This is a genomic window from Streptomyces sp. NPDC012827, assembly GCF_042900905.1.
In the GTDB taxonomy this organism is placed as follows: domain Bacteria; phylum Actinomycetota; class Actinomycetes; order Streptomycetales; family Streptomycetaceae; genus Streptomyces; species Streptomyces gulbargensis.
On record NZ_JBIBBY010000010.1, the window covers coordinates 229,822 to 242,542 of the forward strand.

The 12,721-nt window shown below is 73.1% G+C and carries 17 protein-coding genes; 12 read left to right on the forward strand and 5 right to left on the reverse strand.

Annotation, left to right across the window (positions count from 1 at the left end; genetic code table 11):
* Positions 1–31: 31 nt before the first annotated feature.
* Together ACFY60_RS22835 and ACFY60_RS22840 are read right to left on the reverse strand one after the other, a co-directional pair.
* On the reverse strand, positions 32–706 hold the full coding sequence (locus ACFY60_RS22835; RefSeq protein WP_388613169.1) for an adenosylcobinamide amidohydrolase: 675 nt from the start codon (positions 704–706) through the stop codon (positions 32–34).
* Between the two features lie 112 nt (positions 707–818).
* Positions 819–1,823 (reverse strand): helix-turn-helix domain-containing protein, encoded by a 1,005-nt coding sequence (locus ACFY60_RS22840; RefSeq protein WP_388613167.1) that lies wholly within the window; start codon positions 1,821–1,823, stop codon positions 819–821.
* Between the two features lie 202 nt (positions 1,824–2,025).
* Between ACFY60_RS22840 and ACFY60_RS22845 the strand changes: the two genes are divergently transcribed.
* Entirely contained in the window at positions 2,026–2,427 is a 402-nt protein-coding gene (locus ACFY60_RS22845; RefSeq protein ID WP_388613165.1) for a hypothetical protein, read from the forward strand.
* 136 nt (positions 2,428–2,563) lie between these two features.
* Here the strand turns inward: ACFY60_RS22845 and ACFY60_RS22850 are convergent, their stop codons facing one another.
* Positions 2,564–3,097: a hypothetical protein gene (locus ACFY60_RS22850; RefSeq protein ID WP_388613164.1), complete on the reverse strand. Its 534-nt coding sequence runs from the start codon at positions 3,095–3,097 to the stop codon at positions 2,564–2,566.
* A gap of 239 nt (positions 3,098–3,336) precedes the next feature.
* Here ACFY60_RS22850 and ACFY60_RS22855 point away from each other — a divergent pair, with 239 nt between their 5' ends.
* The 3 genes from ACFY60_RS22855 (at position 3,337) to ACFY60_RS22865 (ending at position 4,525) form a co-directional block, all read left to right on the forward strand.
* Positions 3,337–3,483 (forward strand): hypothetical protein, encoded by a 147-nt coding sequence (locus tag ACFY60_RS22855; protein WP_388613163.1) that lies wholly within the window; start codon positions 3,337–3,339, stop codon positions 3,481–3,483.
* Positions 3,484–3,515: 32 nt separating this feature from the next.
* Positions 3,516–3,923 carry a DUF3662 domain-containing protein gene (locus ACFY60_RS22860; protein WP_388613161.1) on the forward strand — a complete coding sequence of 136 codons (408 nt, stop codon included), beginning with the start codon at positions 3,516–3,518 and terminating at the stop codon, positions 3,921–3,923.
* A gap of 107 nt (positions 3,924–4,030) precedes the next feature.
* Entirely contained in the window at positions 4,031–4,525 is a 495-nt protein-coding gene (locus ACFY60_RS22865; protein ID WP_388613159.1) for a MarR family winged helix-turn-helix transcriptional regulator, read from the forward strand.
* A 58-nt stretch (positions 4,526–4,583) separates the two neighbouring features.
* Here the strand turns inward: ACFY60_RS22865 and ACFY60_RS22870 are convergent, their stop codons facing one another.
* Positions 4,584–5,615, reverse strand: coding sequence for an alpha/beta hydrolase family protein (locus ACFY60_RS22870; RefSeq protein WP_388613158.1), 1,032 nt, complete (start codon positions 5,613–5,615; stop codon positions 4,584–4,586).
* A gap of 255 nt (positions 5,616–5,870) precedes the next feature.
* Here ACFY60_RS22870 and ACFY60_RS22875 point away from each other — a divergent pair, with 255 nt between their 5' ends.
* The 3 genes from ACFY60_RS22875 (at position 5,871) to ACFY60_RS22885 (ending at position 7,996) form a co-directional block, all read left to right on the forward strand.
* A complete protein-coding gene (locus ACFY60_RS22875) occupies positions 5,871–6,440 on the forward strand; it encodes a GNAT family N-acetyltransferase (protein WP_388613156.1) in 570 nt (189 codons plus the stop codon).
* Positions 6,437–7,372, forward strand: coding sequence for a PaaX family transcriptional regulator C-terminal domain-containing protein (locus ACFY60_RS22880; RefSeq protein ID WP_388613154.1), 936 nt, complete (start codon positions 6,437–6,439; stop codon positions 7,370–7,372). The genes ACFY60_RS22875 and ACFY60_RS22880 overlap by 4 nt, the downstream gene beginning before the upstream one ends.
* Positions 7,373–7,699: 327 nt before the next feature.
* Positions 7,700–7,996, forward strand: a complete 297-nt coding sequence (locus tag ACFY60_RS22885; protein ID WP_388613153.1) for a hypothetical protein — start codon at positions 7,700–7,702, stop codon at positions 7,994–7,996.
* Between the two features lie 211 nt (positions 7,997–8,207).
* On the opposite strand, the gene ACFY60_RS22890 is transcribed toward ACFY60_RS22885, so the two are convergent.
* Positions 8,208–9,035, reverse strand: coding sequence for an NAD(P)H-binding protein (locus tag ACFY60_RS22890; protein ID WP_388613151.1), 828 nt, complete (start codon positions 9,033–9,035; stop codon positions 8,208–8,210).
* 90 nt (positions 9,036–9,125) lie between these two features.
* On the opposite strand from ACFY60_RS22890, the gene ACFY60_RS22895 reads away from it, so the two are divergent.
* From ACFY60_RS22895 to ACFY60_RS22915, 5 genes are all read left to right on the forward strand, one after another.
* The gene (locus ACFY60_RS22895) at positions 9,126–9,530 is read left to right on the forward strand and encodes a winged helix-turn-helix transcriptional regulator (RefSeq protein WP_388613149.1); all 405 of its coding nucleotides are present in this window, start codon (positions 9,126–9,128) and stop codon (positions 9,528–9,530) included.
* Positions 9,531–9,944: 414 nt separating this feature from the next.
* On the forward strand, positions 9,945–10,748 hold the full coding sequence (locus ACFY60_RS22900; RefSeq protein ID WP_388613147.1) for an alpha/beta fold hydrolase: 804 nt from the start codon (positions 9,945–9,947) through the stop codon (positions 10,746–10,748).
* Complete coding sequence (locus ACFY60_RS22905; RefSeq protein ID WP_388613145.1) at positions 10,748–12,052, forward strand: PP2C family protein-serine/threonine phosphatase; 1,305 nt, start codon at positions 10,748–10,750, stop codon at positions 12,050–12,052. The genes ACFY60_RS22900 and ACFY60_RS22905 overlap by 1 nt, the downstream gene beginning before the upstream one ends.
* Complete coding sequence (locus tag ACFY60_RS22910; RefSeq protein WP_388613143.1) at positions 12,049–12,387, forward strand: STAS domain-containing protein; 339 nt, start codon at positions 12,049–12,051, stop codon at positions 12,385–12,387. Before ACFY60_RS22905 ends, ACFY60_RS22910 begins: the two co-directional genes overlap by 4 nt.
* Before the next feature lie 103 nt (positions 12,388–12,490).
* On the forward strand, positions 12,491–12,697 hold the full coding sequence (locus ACFY60_RS22915) for a hypothetical protein (RefSeq protein ID WP_388613141.1): 207 nt from the start codon (positions 12,491–12,493) through the stop codon (positions 12,695–12,697).
* Positions 12,698–12,721: the final 24 nt, after the last annotated feature.

The following is a 12,721-nucleotide window of genomic DNA, read 5'->3' on the forward strand; positions in this document are numbered from 1 at the left end:
ACCCACGTACCCGCCTCGCCGTGCGGTCGCCTCAGGCTCCGGCCGCGGCGCGCACGGCCTGGTGGACGGCGCGGGCCACGCGTGCGCCCCAGAGCGAGCGGGGACCGGCGAACGCGTGGAGTTCGCCGCCCGCGTCCGCGGTGCGGGTGGCGACGCACACCGCGTCCGTCGGAGTCCCGGAGCAGTCGTACCCCTCGTCGAGCAGCGCCTGCACCTTCGCTTCGGTGGCGGTGGCCACGGCGTTGACCAGGGCGGAGTCCGTCAGCGCCACCGGCAGCGCCACCACGATGTTGATCGTCCCGGGAGCCATGGCCGGAAGGCCGTCCTCCTGCGGGGCGGCGGCCCAGCCCCGCACCCCCAGTCCCGCGGTGGCCACGGCCTCCACGCCGCCGTCGCTCCCGTGCCCGTACGCCCGTACGTCGGCGGCCGTCATCAGCCCGACCCCGGGACCGCCGACGCCGTACTCCCGTGCCAGATCGGCGAGATGCCGGTGCGGGTCGGTACGCCGATATCCGTGCGCCACCTGCGCGTTGAGAACCCAGAAGCGTTCCCCGAGACCCCCGCCGAGCACCGCGCTGCTGATCATCCGCCAGCCGTCACCGGCCCGCCAGAGCAGGCTGTGCAGCCGCTCGCCGTCCTCGACGCGGGTGAGGTGCCGCACGGGCAGGAGGGCGGCGGGGGAACGGGGCGGTGGAACGGTGCTCACCGCCTGATCGTACGTGTTCCCCTCCGGGCGATCCGAGCTGGTCACCAGGGTGCCGGCGAGGGTCGCCTCCCGGGGTGTCGGCCTCGGTGAAGGCCCTCCTCGGGCCGGTCGCTCACCCGCTCGCGTCGTGCCGCGCCTCGCCGGTGGTGACGCGGGGGAGATGGGCGGCACGGTATTCGGTGGGGGTGAGACCGGTGACGCTGCGGAAGAGGCGGGTGAAGGCGCCGGGCTGGGGAAAGCCCCATCGGGCGGCGATGCCGTGGACGGGCACGGCCCGCAGGGCGGGATCGGCGAGGTCCCGGCGGCAGCGGTCCAGCCGAAGCCGCCGGATGAACGCGGCCACACTGGTCCCGTGTTGCTGAAAGACGCGGTGCAGGTGCCGGGTGGAGATGTGGTGGGTTGCCGCGAGCCGGGCCGGTCCGAGGTCCGGCTCTCCCAGGTGCTGTCGGACGTCCTCGCTCACCCGCAGGAACAGGGCGCGTCGGCGGGAGTCCGGCGGCAGATCACGGTCGCGTTCGAGGTGGTGGGCCAGCACCGCCGCCACCAGGTCGATCGCGGTGCCCGCCAGCCGGACCAGGTCGGGGGCGCTGTACGGCGCTTCCTCGTCCGCCGCTGTCCGCAGGAACTGGGCGAGCAACCGCCCCATGCCCTGCCGTCCCTGAAGCGGCACGGCGAGCAGCCGTGCGGCCTGCCGCTCGGGCAGGGGCAGGAGCTTCCTGGGAAACTGCAGCATCAGGGACTCGCTCCGCGGCGACGACGCGGGCACCATCCCCTCGAAGGGGTGCGAGGTGTCGTGCAGGACGAGATTCCCGGCTGTGACCAGGCTGCGCCGGCCGGCCTGGTCGAAGCCGTGCCGCCCCGCCCGGATGAGGGTCACCTGGTAGAACTCGGGATCGGACCGCCTGATCAGCGCGGGAGTACGGCGCGCACCCAAAGCCGCGTACGACAGTGCGGTGAGGCGGGCCGATCCCAGGTCCATGGTCTGTAATCGGGCGCCGAACGTGCTCTCGTCGGGAAACGTGAGCCGGGTGGGGATCACCGATGCCGCCGTGGCCTCCACCCAGGCCTGGGTCCGTTCGCCGTGCGGGTGTGCGTCGCTGTCGAAGACCGTGTCCATCTGCGTACCAGCCTCGTGTCGGATCCACAGAACTCCCTCCGCGGATGATTCCGCCCGGCGACCGCCGGTCGAAAGGGCGCTGTGAGCCAACAACATGGCGCGGAGCGGTAAGGACGTCCGCGGGTGTTTCGGGAAACCTGGGCGACGTTCCGGTGCGGCGAAGGGATCGCACCGGACGGACCTGTGGACAGAGGGAGAAACGATGAGGCGCACCACCCACCGTGCCCGGTTCCGTCGCACCGCCGTTCTGACGGGAGCCCTGCTCGCCATGGCCGCGTCGGCCGGTACCGTCCAGGCCTCCGGGACGGCCACCGGCCGGCAGGGTTCGGAAGCCCGCGTCATGGCAGCGCCCGGCGACTGCCCTAAGTACTACTTCTGCGGCTACGCGGGCAGGAACTACACGCACCTGGCCTTCAAGTTCAAGGACTGCTACCTGCAGCAGATCGCGGCCAGGACCGGCGGCTCCTGGTACAACAACCAGTCCGCCGACACCCGGGCGAAGATGTACGACGCGAACAAGCGGCACGTGTTCACGACCCCCGGCGCCCCCTACGGCGACCCGAACGGTGACTGGACCGGCATCCGCTACATCCGCGCCTGCTGAACCGCGGGCCGCGCCCCGGCGGTCCCGACCGATGCCGCCGTGGGCGGGACCGGCTCCCGGTCCCGCCCACGGCGGACGGATGTCCAGGACGGCCAGGACCGGACCGGGAGCGCCCCGCACCGGTCCGCGGGACCCGTCAGGCGGGGAAGGAGAAGTAGAGCGCTTCGCTGTAGAAGGACGCGAAGTGCCTCTGCCAGTCGGCCCGGACCGAGGCCAGCCAGTCCTCGTCCCGCCCGGCGATGGCCGCCTCGGCCCTGGCGACGGCGTCGGGGATGTCCTCGGACGCCAGACGCCGTACGCTCGCCGCCGGGTCGTCGTCCGTCATCGAGACGATCTCCCCGGTCTCGAGGACGAAGTACGCCGCCCGCTGCTTGTCCAGGTGGGCCGTGGTCCTCGCGACGCATTCGGCGAACTCGGCGTCGTCCTCCAGACCCTTGCCGACCACGCGCAGAAGGTCGAGCAGCAGGGCCGCCCCGCCCGCGTAGTCCGCGGCGATGCCGATCGGGGGGTTCCAGATCATGGACGGGACGACCGTCGTTCCGCGCCCGGCCATGAGCTTGTGCGCGAGTGGAACGTCCCAGTTGTGCTCCGATATGCAGCGGATCCGCCGGGGGATCTCCGCCTCGGTCGGAATCGAGTCGGCGGAGTAGAGATACGAACGGTTTGCCATGGTGGCGAAGCTAGCACCGGGGACCGACAACGCCGGTGCCGTCGCTCTCCTCCCGAGGGGGCGCCCGGCCGCACCCCCGCGCCACCGTCTCGCGCCCGCCTCTGTCGCACCGCGCTCACCATCCGGCACGGCGGGCCTCGCCCCGGCGGCTCGGCGAAACTCCCTCCCCGTGCGCCCGCGCGCATCGTTGCGGCAGGACCGGGTACGCGGTCCGTACACACGACCCGAGGGAGGACGACGTGTCCGGACTGATCAGGCGTCTCAAGGAGTTCACCCGCACGCCGCAGGGGCAGCGGGCGGTCGCGTCGGCCCGGCGCGCCGCCGCCGACCCGCGTACGCGCGCCAAGGCGCGCGGGCTGCTGGGCCGGCTGCGGGGACGCCGGTAACGGCGGGCGGCCGCGAAGGGACGGGCGGACACATGACCTGGACGGAGCTGACCCGTTGGGAACGGACCTTGGAGCGGTGGCAGAGCGCTCTTTTCCCGGGGGGCCAGGACCATGGATCCGTGGAGTTGATCGACGCACTGCAACAGGCGTGCGACCGAGAGGCCGTGGTGTGCAGCGAGAACCGCGTGGTCGTCCCGAACGCCTACGAGGTGGAGCTGGCGACGGACGTGCACGCCGAGCTCGTACGGGCGGGCTGCGACGACGTGGGCGAGAAGCTGACGGACGCCCTGGCCCGTCACGGCCGGCGCAAGGACTACGAATGGGCGGGGCCGCTGACCGTCCGCATCACCCCCACGGACCTGCCCGACGGTGAACCGTACCGGGTGTCCAGCGGCCCCATGCCCCACGTGCGCGCCGACGCCTTCCCGGGGGAGGGCTGAGACGGCGCCCACGGGAGGACCACCCCGGACCGGAGCCCGGCCTGACCGGAACGCCTTGGCCGGGCACCCCCTCCCCGTACGGGACACGCGCGGGTAGCGTCCTGATCATGAAACCGTCGAGCGGGAACATCACCGACCAGGCGCCGGCCGATCCGGCCGCCACGGACGACGTGCTGGCCGGTCAGCCCATCGGCTATTGGAGCGGCGCCGTCCACGAGGCCGTCACCCGGCGCCTGCGGGATGCCATGGCCCGCATCGACGTCACCCAGCCGCAGTACTGGGTCCTCAACCGGGTGTCCGCGGGACCCACGCCCCCCGGCCGGGACGAGGTGGCCGAGCAACTGACCCCTCTGGCGGGCGGGCCGCACGAAATCCCCCGGGTGATCGACCAGTTGCTCCACCGGGGCTGGCTGCGGCTCGACGACGCCGGACAGGTCCTGCGTCTCACCGATGCGGGAGAGGCCGCCAGGGTCCGGCTGCGCGAACTGGCCACGCAGCTCCGGGCGGAGATCCACCGGGGAATCAGCGACGAGGAGTACGTGGCCGCGCTCAAAGTGCTGCGCGCGATGATCGCCAACGCCGAAAGGATCGGAAATCCCTGAGCCGCAGGCGGGCGGCCGTGGGACGCCGGCACGAGCACGTCCTACGGCCGCCGCCTGATCAGGAGTGCCCCGAGGGGAGGCCGTCCCCCTCGCGGGCGGTGATCCGCCGCAGGAACGCGCGCTGGTCGGCGAGGAATCCGTCGGCGTACAGCTGCCGTGGGGCGAGGACTGCGGTCAGGGTGAGGCGCGGCTCGGAGGTCTCGACGGCGTGGTCGAGCAGTGAGTGGGTGGCCTCCGGGTAGTGCCGCACCGTCAGGCCGGTGGGCGGGAGGATGCGGCGATACGTGGCCTCGGTGTCGGCGACGTCGACGTTGAGGTCGTGTCCGGCCAGCACCAGGAGCGTGGGCGTGCCGCGCATGGCCCGGAGATCCCCGGTCGCGTCGGAGCGGAAGTTCTTCGCGATGAACCGCCAGCGCTCGGACGTCATGCCGTCGGTGCGGCCGACGGTGTCGCGGTACCGCTCGAAGGTGGCGCCCTGCCGCAGCAGTCGCAGCGTCGTCTCCCGCCGTCGCAGCGCGGCTCGGGTCTCGTCCTGCGTCGCGCCGTCCCTGCGCAGTTCGGCGAGGAGGTTGAAGCGGCCCTGTTGCTGCCAGTCCACGGCGGGGGAGACGGCCATGACGAACCGCACGGTACGGTCACGGGCCGCGACCTTGGGCAGCACCCACCCGGCCTGGCTCGCTCCCCACAGGCCGATGCGCCGTCCGTCGATGTCGGGGCGGGCCCGGGCCCAGGCGATCGCGGCGAGGGTCTCGTCCGCCCGGTCGTCCATGCTCTGATCCAGCCAGTCACCTTCCGAGCCGCCGACACCCGGTTTGCTCAGGGAGAGCGAGGCGTAACCCGCCTCGGCGAAGGCCTCCCACAGGGGGCGGTAGAAGGTGTCGTGCGTGGCGTCGACGGGCCCGTCGCCGTGGACGAACACGACCAGGCCGTACGGCCCTTCGCCGCTCCGCGGCCGTGCGAGGACGCCGTCCAGCAGCCGCCCGCCGTGCCGCACCGTGACGGATTCCTCGCGCAGGGCGTAGGTGTGCTGCACGATCACGACCCCTCCGAGCCCCAGACCGGCCACCAGCACGGCGACCAGCGTCCACACGAGGACGCGCCGTCGACGCCGCGAAGGGACCGCCCACCGTCGTCTCATTTCTCTTGCCCCCAAAACTATCGAATGTGAAACGATCGTGGATAGAATGAACGCATGGAAAGAGATAGCGCAAGCGGAGAGTGCTACGACGCGCCGCTCCCCGGGACACCGGGAAAGCCGGAGGACACCCGCGCGAAAGGGTGCCGACCGGGGGGCGCGGACGCCGTGACGGTGCGAAGAGGCGTACCCGCGGGCAGCGAGTCACGTGTGGCCGCGCTGTACTGGGAGGCGTTCGGCCGGAAGCTCGGCGCCGCCCTCGATCCGCCGGACAAGGCCCGCGCCTTCCTCGCGGCACATCTCCGCCACGACCGCGGTGTGATCGCCCTCGTCGACGGGGAGGTGGCAGGGGTGGCCGGCTACCGACTCGGCGGGCACGGCCTGACGGGCGGCCGCGCGGGAGACGTCCTGTCCTCGTACGGCATCCTGCGCGGACTGCCCCGCCTCGCCCTTCTCGCCCTCCTGGAACGGCGACCCGCCGCGGGCGAACTCGTGATGGACGGCATAGCCGTCGCCCCCGAGCACCGGGGCCGGGGCATCGGCGGTCGCCTGCTGCGCGAGATGGCGGGCGTGGCGGCCGACCATTCCTGCCGGCGTGTCCGCCTCGACGTCATCGACACCAACCCGCGCGCCCGCGCCCTGTACGAACGCCACGGCTTCGCCGCCGTACGCACCGAGAAAACCCCCTACCTGCGCGAGCTGATGGGCTTCGGAGCCGTCACCACCATGCACCGGCCCGTCGCACCGGCCGATTGCACGCACCGCCCGGAGGCACGATGAGCACCCCCCGGAAAGCCGCCCCGGGCACGCGACCCGACGCGCACGACGGCACGGTCCCCGTGACCGTCCCCACCCGGCTGCTCGTCCACGCCCTCGTCCGCGAGGACGGCACGGTCGACGCCGGCGAGCTCTACGCCGTGGCCGGTCTCCTCGGCATGACCGACCAGCAGGTCCGCCTCTGCGTCAAACGGCTCGTCGCCGAAGGCCGCTTCACCCACGAGGGCCGCGGACGCAGGGCCGTGCTGAGAGCGGTCGCCGATGTCACCGGCTCGATCACCCCTGACGTCGCGTACGTCCGCCACGCCTACCGCCAGGACCAGGGACGCGCCGCCTGGGACCGGGTGTGGCACCTCTTCGCCTTCGCCGTCCCCGAGTCGAACAGGACCTCCCGCGACGCTCTGCGCGACACCTTGCGCCACCTCGGCGCCGCTCCCGTCCAGAGCGGGCTCTACGTCAGTGCCAACCCCGTCGAGGACCTCGTCGAGGCCCGGGCCCGGCACCTCGGCGTCGCTGACGCGCTCACCACCTTCACCACCACCGACCTGCGCGTCGGGGGCATCGACGACCCCTCCGCCCTGGCCGCCGCCCTGTGGCCCCTGGGCGACATCGCCGCCCGCCACGACCGCCTCGCCGACTTCGCCCGCGGCTGCCTGGAACGGCTCTCCCGGCCGGACGGCCTGACCGGCCCCGAGCGGTTGACCATGGCCGTCCAGCTCGCCGCCGTGTTCACCGAGGCCATGGAGCCGGACCCCCTCCTGCCTCCCGAACTCCTCCCGCAGCCATGGCCCGGCACCCACGCCCGCCGGCTGACCGCCGCCTGCTGGACCGCGCTCGCCGAGGCCGACGCCCATGCCCCCGCCGACACCCCCGCCCCCCGCCTGTTCGTCCGGTACAAGGACCTCCTGGCCCCGACCGCCGAGCGCGGTACCTGACAGGCCACCGGCCCGGACGGCACGGGAAGACCGGGAACAGCGGCCGCCCCCTGCCCGCCGCTCGGGCGGCCGTCACGCCCGCCGAGGCGCCGAAGGCGGGCACGCGCACGGACCCGGGGGACAGGAGCACCGACGAGCGGCCGTCCACGCCGACGGTGACCCGGCCGGGGGGCAGCCGCCGGGGCCACGCGGCTCGCGGCACGACGAGCGGGCCGCCCACGAACGCGTCGCCGGACGGGCACGCACGCCTCCGTGGATCCCGGTGGCGGCCCCGCCGCCCCTGCCGGTGACGGCCCTGTTGTCGGTGGTGGCTGAAAGGCTGGTCGGATGAACGGTGACGAGCAGCTGCTGCGCGGCCGGGTCTACGGCCGCGACCACGACGACCCCGACCCGGGCCCCGACCCCGGCCGGACCTACGCCGAACTCGTCGGCGGCCCGCTGGACGGGCTCCTGCTGGACATCCACGGCTGGCGCCCCGAGGAGGTCGACGACGGAGCCGCCCTGACCACCGAACTCGGCCGGTGGCCGGGCGGACGCGCCCTCTACGACCCGCGCCCGGGCGAGCCACGGAGGCCGGGCCCCGGCGTCAGCTGCCGCTTCCACCACACCGGCGACACGCCCTGACCCGCGTCCCCCGGCCGTGCTCTCCGCTCGGCCGGGAGGGGCGGACCGGAAAGGCCGTGGTGCGTGCCCGCACCGACCGCTCCTTCCGGTCCGCCCCGCCCCGACGCCCGTACCCGCCAAGGTGTCCGGCGTCCGTGGAGGCCACGCGTGACGTCACCCCGTGCGCCGCCCGCGGCGACGGCCGGTCAGGAACCGCCCCCCGCAGGCTCGTTCAGGCCGCCGCGGCACCGTCGCGTACCGCCGCCACGAACACCTCCAGGGCGTCCAGCGGTTCCCGGCCGCCGAGCAGCGCCCGCAGGTCGCTCCTGACGCCCGAGCCGTCCAGGAAGCCGTGGGCGATCGCCGAGTACGTACCGGTCAGCATCGGTACCTGGAAGGCCTGCGCGCCGGAGGCGGCGATGGCGGTACGGGCCTCCGCCAGCGTCACCGGCGCGTACGTGGCACCCAGCGCCTCCGCCAGCTCGGCGCCGCCCAGCGGGCGGTCTCCGACGAGCTCGTAGACGCGGCCCGCGTGCGGCGCCGGGTCGGTGGCCACCGTCACCGCGATGTCGGCCAGGTCGGCCCGGGCGACGGCCGCGAGCCCGCCGTCACCGAGCGGACCGGTGATGCGGTTGTCGGCGTCGGGGGTGGCGATCCAGGTCAGGAACTCGGCGTACAGGCCGTTGCGCAGGATCGTCCAGTTCAGCGTGGACCGCTGGAGCCGGCGCTCGGTCCAGCGGTGCGCGAGCGCGTACGTCAGGTGGTCGCCGTCACCCGAGAGGCTGGTGTACACGACGTGGCCGACTCCGGCGCGCTCGGCCGCGGAAAGGGCGGCCTCGTGGCGGGCGACCACGACGTCGTCCTCCCCGTACCCCGCCGATATCAGCAGCAGCGTGTCGATCCCGGCGAAGGCGTCCGGGAGGGTCGACGGGTCGTCGAAGTCCACGAGCCGGGTGCCGGGAAGGCCGGCGCGGGTGCCGAGGACGACGTCCTCGCGGCCGGCGAGGCGCTCCGCGACGAGCGAGCCGAGGGCGCCGGAGACGCCGGTGACGAGCAGCATGTTTCCCCCTGGGGTCGAGACTGGCGGTACGGGCGAGGTGCCTGGGACCATCCTTGCGCGATGGTCGTGATCTTGGAAGGAGGCACATCGATGTCGGAGGGGCACACGGATGTCACCACCCCCGCGCCTGGCGAACCGGTGGTCAGCTGCGCCGAGGAGTGCGGCGTACGGGACGTCCAGGACCGGCTCGGCGACAGATGGACCGTGCACGTGGTCGTCGAACTGGCCGCGGGCCCGCGCCGGTTCAAGGAGCTCCAGCGCCTGGTCGACGGTGTCTCGCAGCGCATGCTGACCTTCACGCTGCGCCGCCTGGAGCGGGACGGGCTGGTGTCGCGGCAGGTGTTCCCGACGACTCCGCCCCAGGTCCAGTACTCCCTCACCGAGACCGGGCACAGCATGACGTACCTGATCAGGCAGCTCGTCGACTGGTCCCTCGACCACCGCTCCGCGATCGCCCGCTCCCGCGAGGCCTGGGACGCGAAGCACCCGGCATGACCGGCGCGGGCCGGAGCCCCGGCGCCGTCGGAATGCGATGGGCGGCGGCCTCGAAGCGGCCTACCGTCCCCCGTGATGGAGATCCTCTTCCGGTAGCTGCCGGACGAACAGCACGAGATTCTGGTCCGCGCCCGTAAGGGCCCCGACGTCCGGCTGCCCGCACAGCCCGACGGCCGAGGAGCGGGCCGGGCGCCGAGGGGCCGGTGGTCACGCCGCGGCGTCGCGGCGCAGGGTCCGCCACGCCCTGACGTACGGACGGTGCGCGTCGGGGGACGGTGCCCTGCGCACGGCCGGTCCCGGCGGCCGTGGTCGTGGCGAGCGACGCGCGGCGCCTCCGGAGCCCTCGCCTCCGCCGCGGGCCCGCGCGGCGTACCGCCCGGTAGGGTTCCGCCGGCGACCTGCGAGACTGTCCTGATGGACATCGCTCGCAGGAACAACGTCACGGTCACCGGCAACCCCCGAGGTCGGACGGTGGTTCTGGCTCACGGCTTCGGCTGCGACCAGAACATGTGGCGCCTCACGGTGCCCGCCCTGGCCCGGGATCACCGGGTCGTCCTGTTCGACTACGTCGGCTGCGGCCGCTCGGAGCCGTCCGCCTTCACGGAGGATCGTTACGCCTCCCTCGACGGCTACGCACGCGACGTCGTGGAGGTCTGCGAGGAACTCGATCTCCGCGACGCCGTCCTCGTCGGGCATTCGGTCAGCGCCATGGTCGGCGTGCTGGCCGCCGACGCCGCTCCCGAGCGGATCGGCGCGCTGGTGATGGTCGCCCCCTCGCCGCGGTACATCGACGACGAGGGCTATCGCGGCGGCTTCAGCGCCGAGGACATCGACGAGCTTCTGGCGTCGCTGGAGGCGAACTACCTCGGGTGGTCGGCGACGATGGCCCCGGTCATCATGGGGAACCCGGAGCGGCCCGAACTGGGCGCGGAGCTCACGAACAGTTTCTGCGCGACCGACCCCGACATCGCACGCGTTTTCGCCCGGACCACCTTCCTGTCCGATTCGCGGGACGATCTGCGTACGGTACGGGTGCCGACGCTGGTGCTCGAGTGCACCGAGGACGTGATCGCCCCCCGCGAGGTCGGCGCGTTCGTCCACCGCGCGATTCCCGGCTCCACGCTGATCACCCTGCGGGCGACCGGCCACTGCCCGCAGCTGTCCGCGCCCGAGGCGACCAACGAGGCCGTCCTGGACTTCCTCGCGAGCCTGCGATGATGTGCCGCGCGGGCCAGGGACACGACTCCGGCGACTCGCACGGCTCCGACGACGCGACCGCGGCGGACGCGGCCTTCGCCGCGCTCCTGGAGGACAGCGCCGAGGATCTGTACGAGGCCGCACCGTGCGGCTACCTGTCCACGCTCATGGACGGCACCGTCGCGAAGATCAACGCCACGCTGCTGAACTGGCTGGGCCTGGAACGTGAGGCGGTCGTCGGCCGCATGCGGTTCACCGATCTGCTCACCGTCGGCGGCAAGCTCTACCACGAGACCCACTTCGCGCCGCTGCTGCGGATGCGGGGGGAGATCAACGGAATCGCCCTGGAGATCAAGCGGGCCGACGGGGAACGGATACCGGTCCTCGTCTCCGCGGTGCTCAAGTACGGCAGCTCCGGTGACCCGCTGCTGATCCGCACCACCTTGTTCGACGCCCGCGACCGCCGCGCCTACGAGGAGGAGCTGCTGCGGGGCCGGAAGGCGGCCGAGGAAGCGCGCCGGCAGGCGGAGGCCGACCGGGCCCGCCTCCAGGACGCGCTCGCGGTGCTCCAGCGGTCACTGGTGCCCGACAGCCTGCCGCCCGTCCCGGGAATGGAGACGGCGGCCTACTACCACACCGCCTCCCCCGACCGCCTCGGCGGCGACTTCTACGACGTCTTCCCCGTCGACGGCAAACGCTTCGCCTTCTTCCTCGGCGACGTGTGCGGCAAGGGCCCCGAGGCCGCGGCCCTCACCTCACTGACCCGCTACACCCTGCGCGCCGCCGCCCTGCACGACCCGGACCCCGTCTCCGCCCTGACCACCCTCAACCAGGTCCTCCACGAGCGCTACGCCGCGGGCGGCGACCCCCGCTACTGCACCACCGTCTTCGGCACCGTCGACCCCGACCCCGACACCGGGGAGGTCGCCGTGCGGATCGCCTCGGGCGGCCACCCGCCGGTCCTCGTCCTGCGCGCGGACGGCACCGCCCACTACCTGCCCACGCCGGGCGGCCTCCTCGTCGGTGTCCTGCCCTCCGCCCGGTTCACCACCGCCACGACCACCCTCGCCCCCGGCGACACCCTCCTCCTGTACACCGACGGCCTCACCGAGGCACGGACCGGAGAGGACCGCACCAGCCTGTTCGGGGACGAAGCCCTCCTTGCGTTCGCCGCACGGCACGCCGGAAAATCGCCCCACGACCTGATCCAGGCCCTGTCCGGCCTCCTGGACGGTTTCGGCGACGGCCTGGACGACGACACCGCCCTCCTCGCCCTCGGATCCCCCGCCCCGCCCTCCGACCGCACTCCGACGAGAACCCCATGAGCCCGCTGAAGATCACCACCCGAGACGCCCCGACCGGCCCCGTCCTGGACATCATCGGCGATCTCGACTACGCCCTCGCACCCCAGCTGCGCGAGCGGCTCACCACCCTCACGCTGCGCCCGGGCCAGCGGCTGATACTCGACCTGGCCGGCATGACCTTCTGCGACTCCAGCGGCCTGACCGCCCTGATCGCGGCACGCGCCCACGCCCACGCGGCCCAGGCGGACATCGCCCTGGCCTCGGTCCCCGACGCCACTCTGCGCGTCCTGCGCATCGTCGGTCTCGACCAGGTCTTCGCCCTCTACCCGGACAGCGACACCGCCGCTTCGGTGTGACCCGTGCCCCGGGCGTCGGCGAGGGCGACTGCATCCTTCGGCCCAGGGCGCTCTCGAACCTGCGGAGGATGATCTCGCGGCGCCCCCGGGGGAGGCTTGATCCGTGCGGACAACCATCGGATACACCCTCGAAAGCATCGGTTACGTCGTAGGAGCCCAGGGGCTGCTCAGCTTCGCCTCGCAGACCTTCTTCGGTACGGAGTGGGGCTGGCTGCACCAGCTCGTCGACCTCCCGTCCACCGCCTACCTCACCCTCGTCGCCCTGGGGGCGGCGCTCGTCGTCGCCGGACTGAGGACGCGCAAGCAGTGATGCTCCGGCCGTCCCGGGATCCGC

Bases quoted from the DNA above. Each gene is read 5' to 3' on its own strand.
- ACFY60_RS22840 (WP_388613167.1), bottom strand. From the start codon at position 1,823: ATGGACACGGTCTTCGACAGCGACGCACACCCGCACGGCGAACGGACC.
- ACFY60_RS22845 (WP_388613165.1), top strand. From the start codon at position 2,026: ATGAGGCGCACCACCCACCGTGCCCGGTTCCGTCGCACCGCCGTTCTG.
- ACFY60_RS22850 (WP_388613164.1), bottom strand. From the start codon at position 3,097: ATGGCAAACCGTTCGTATCTCTACTCCGCCGACTCGATTCCGACCGAG.
- ACFY60_RS22860 (WP_388613161.1), top strand. From the start codon at position 3,516: ATGACCTGGACGGAGCTGACCCGTTGGGAACGGACCTTGGAGCGGTGG.
- ACFY60_RS22865 (WP_388613159.1), top strand. From the start codon at position 4,031: ATGAAACCGTCGAGCGGGAACATCACCGACCAGGCGCCGGCCGATCCG.
- ACFY60_RS22880 (WP_388613154.1), top strand. From the start codon at position 6,437: ATGAGCACCCCCCGGAAAGCCGCCCCGGGCACGCGACCCGACGCGCAC.
- ACFY60_RS22885 (WP_388613153.1), top strand. From the start codon at position 7,700: ATGAACGGTGACGAGCAGCTGCTGCGCGGCCGGGTCTACGGCCGCGAC.
- ACFY60_RS22890 (WP_388613151.1), bottom strand. From the start codon at position 9,035: ATGCTGCTCGTCACCGGCGTCTCCGGCGCCCTCGGCTCGCTCGTCGCG.
- ACFY60_RS22895 (WP_388613149.1), top strand. From the start codon at position 9,126: ATGTCGGAGGGGCACACGGATGTCACCACCCCCGCGCCTGGCGAACCG.
- ACFY60_RS22900 (WP_388613147.1), top strand. From the start codon at position 9,945: ATGGACATCGCTCGCAGGAACAACGTCACGGTCACCGGCAACCCCCGA.
- ACFY60_RS22905 (WP_388613145.1), top strand. From the start codon at position 10,748: ATGTGCCGCGCGGGCCAGGGACACGACTCCGGCGACTCGCACGGCTCC.
- ACFY60_RS22910 (WP_388613143.1), top strand. From the start codon at position 12,049: ATGAGCCCGCTGAAGATCACCACCCGAGACGCCCCGACCGGCCCCGTC.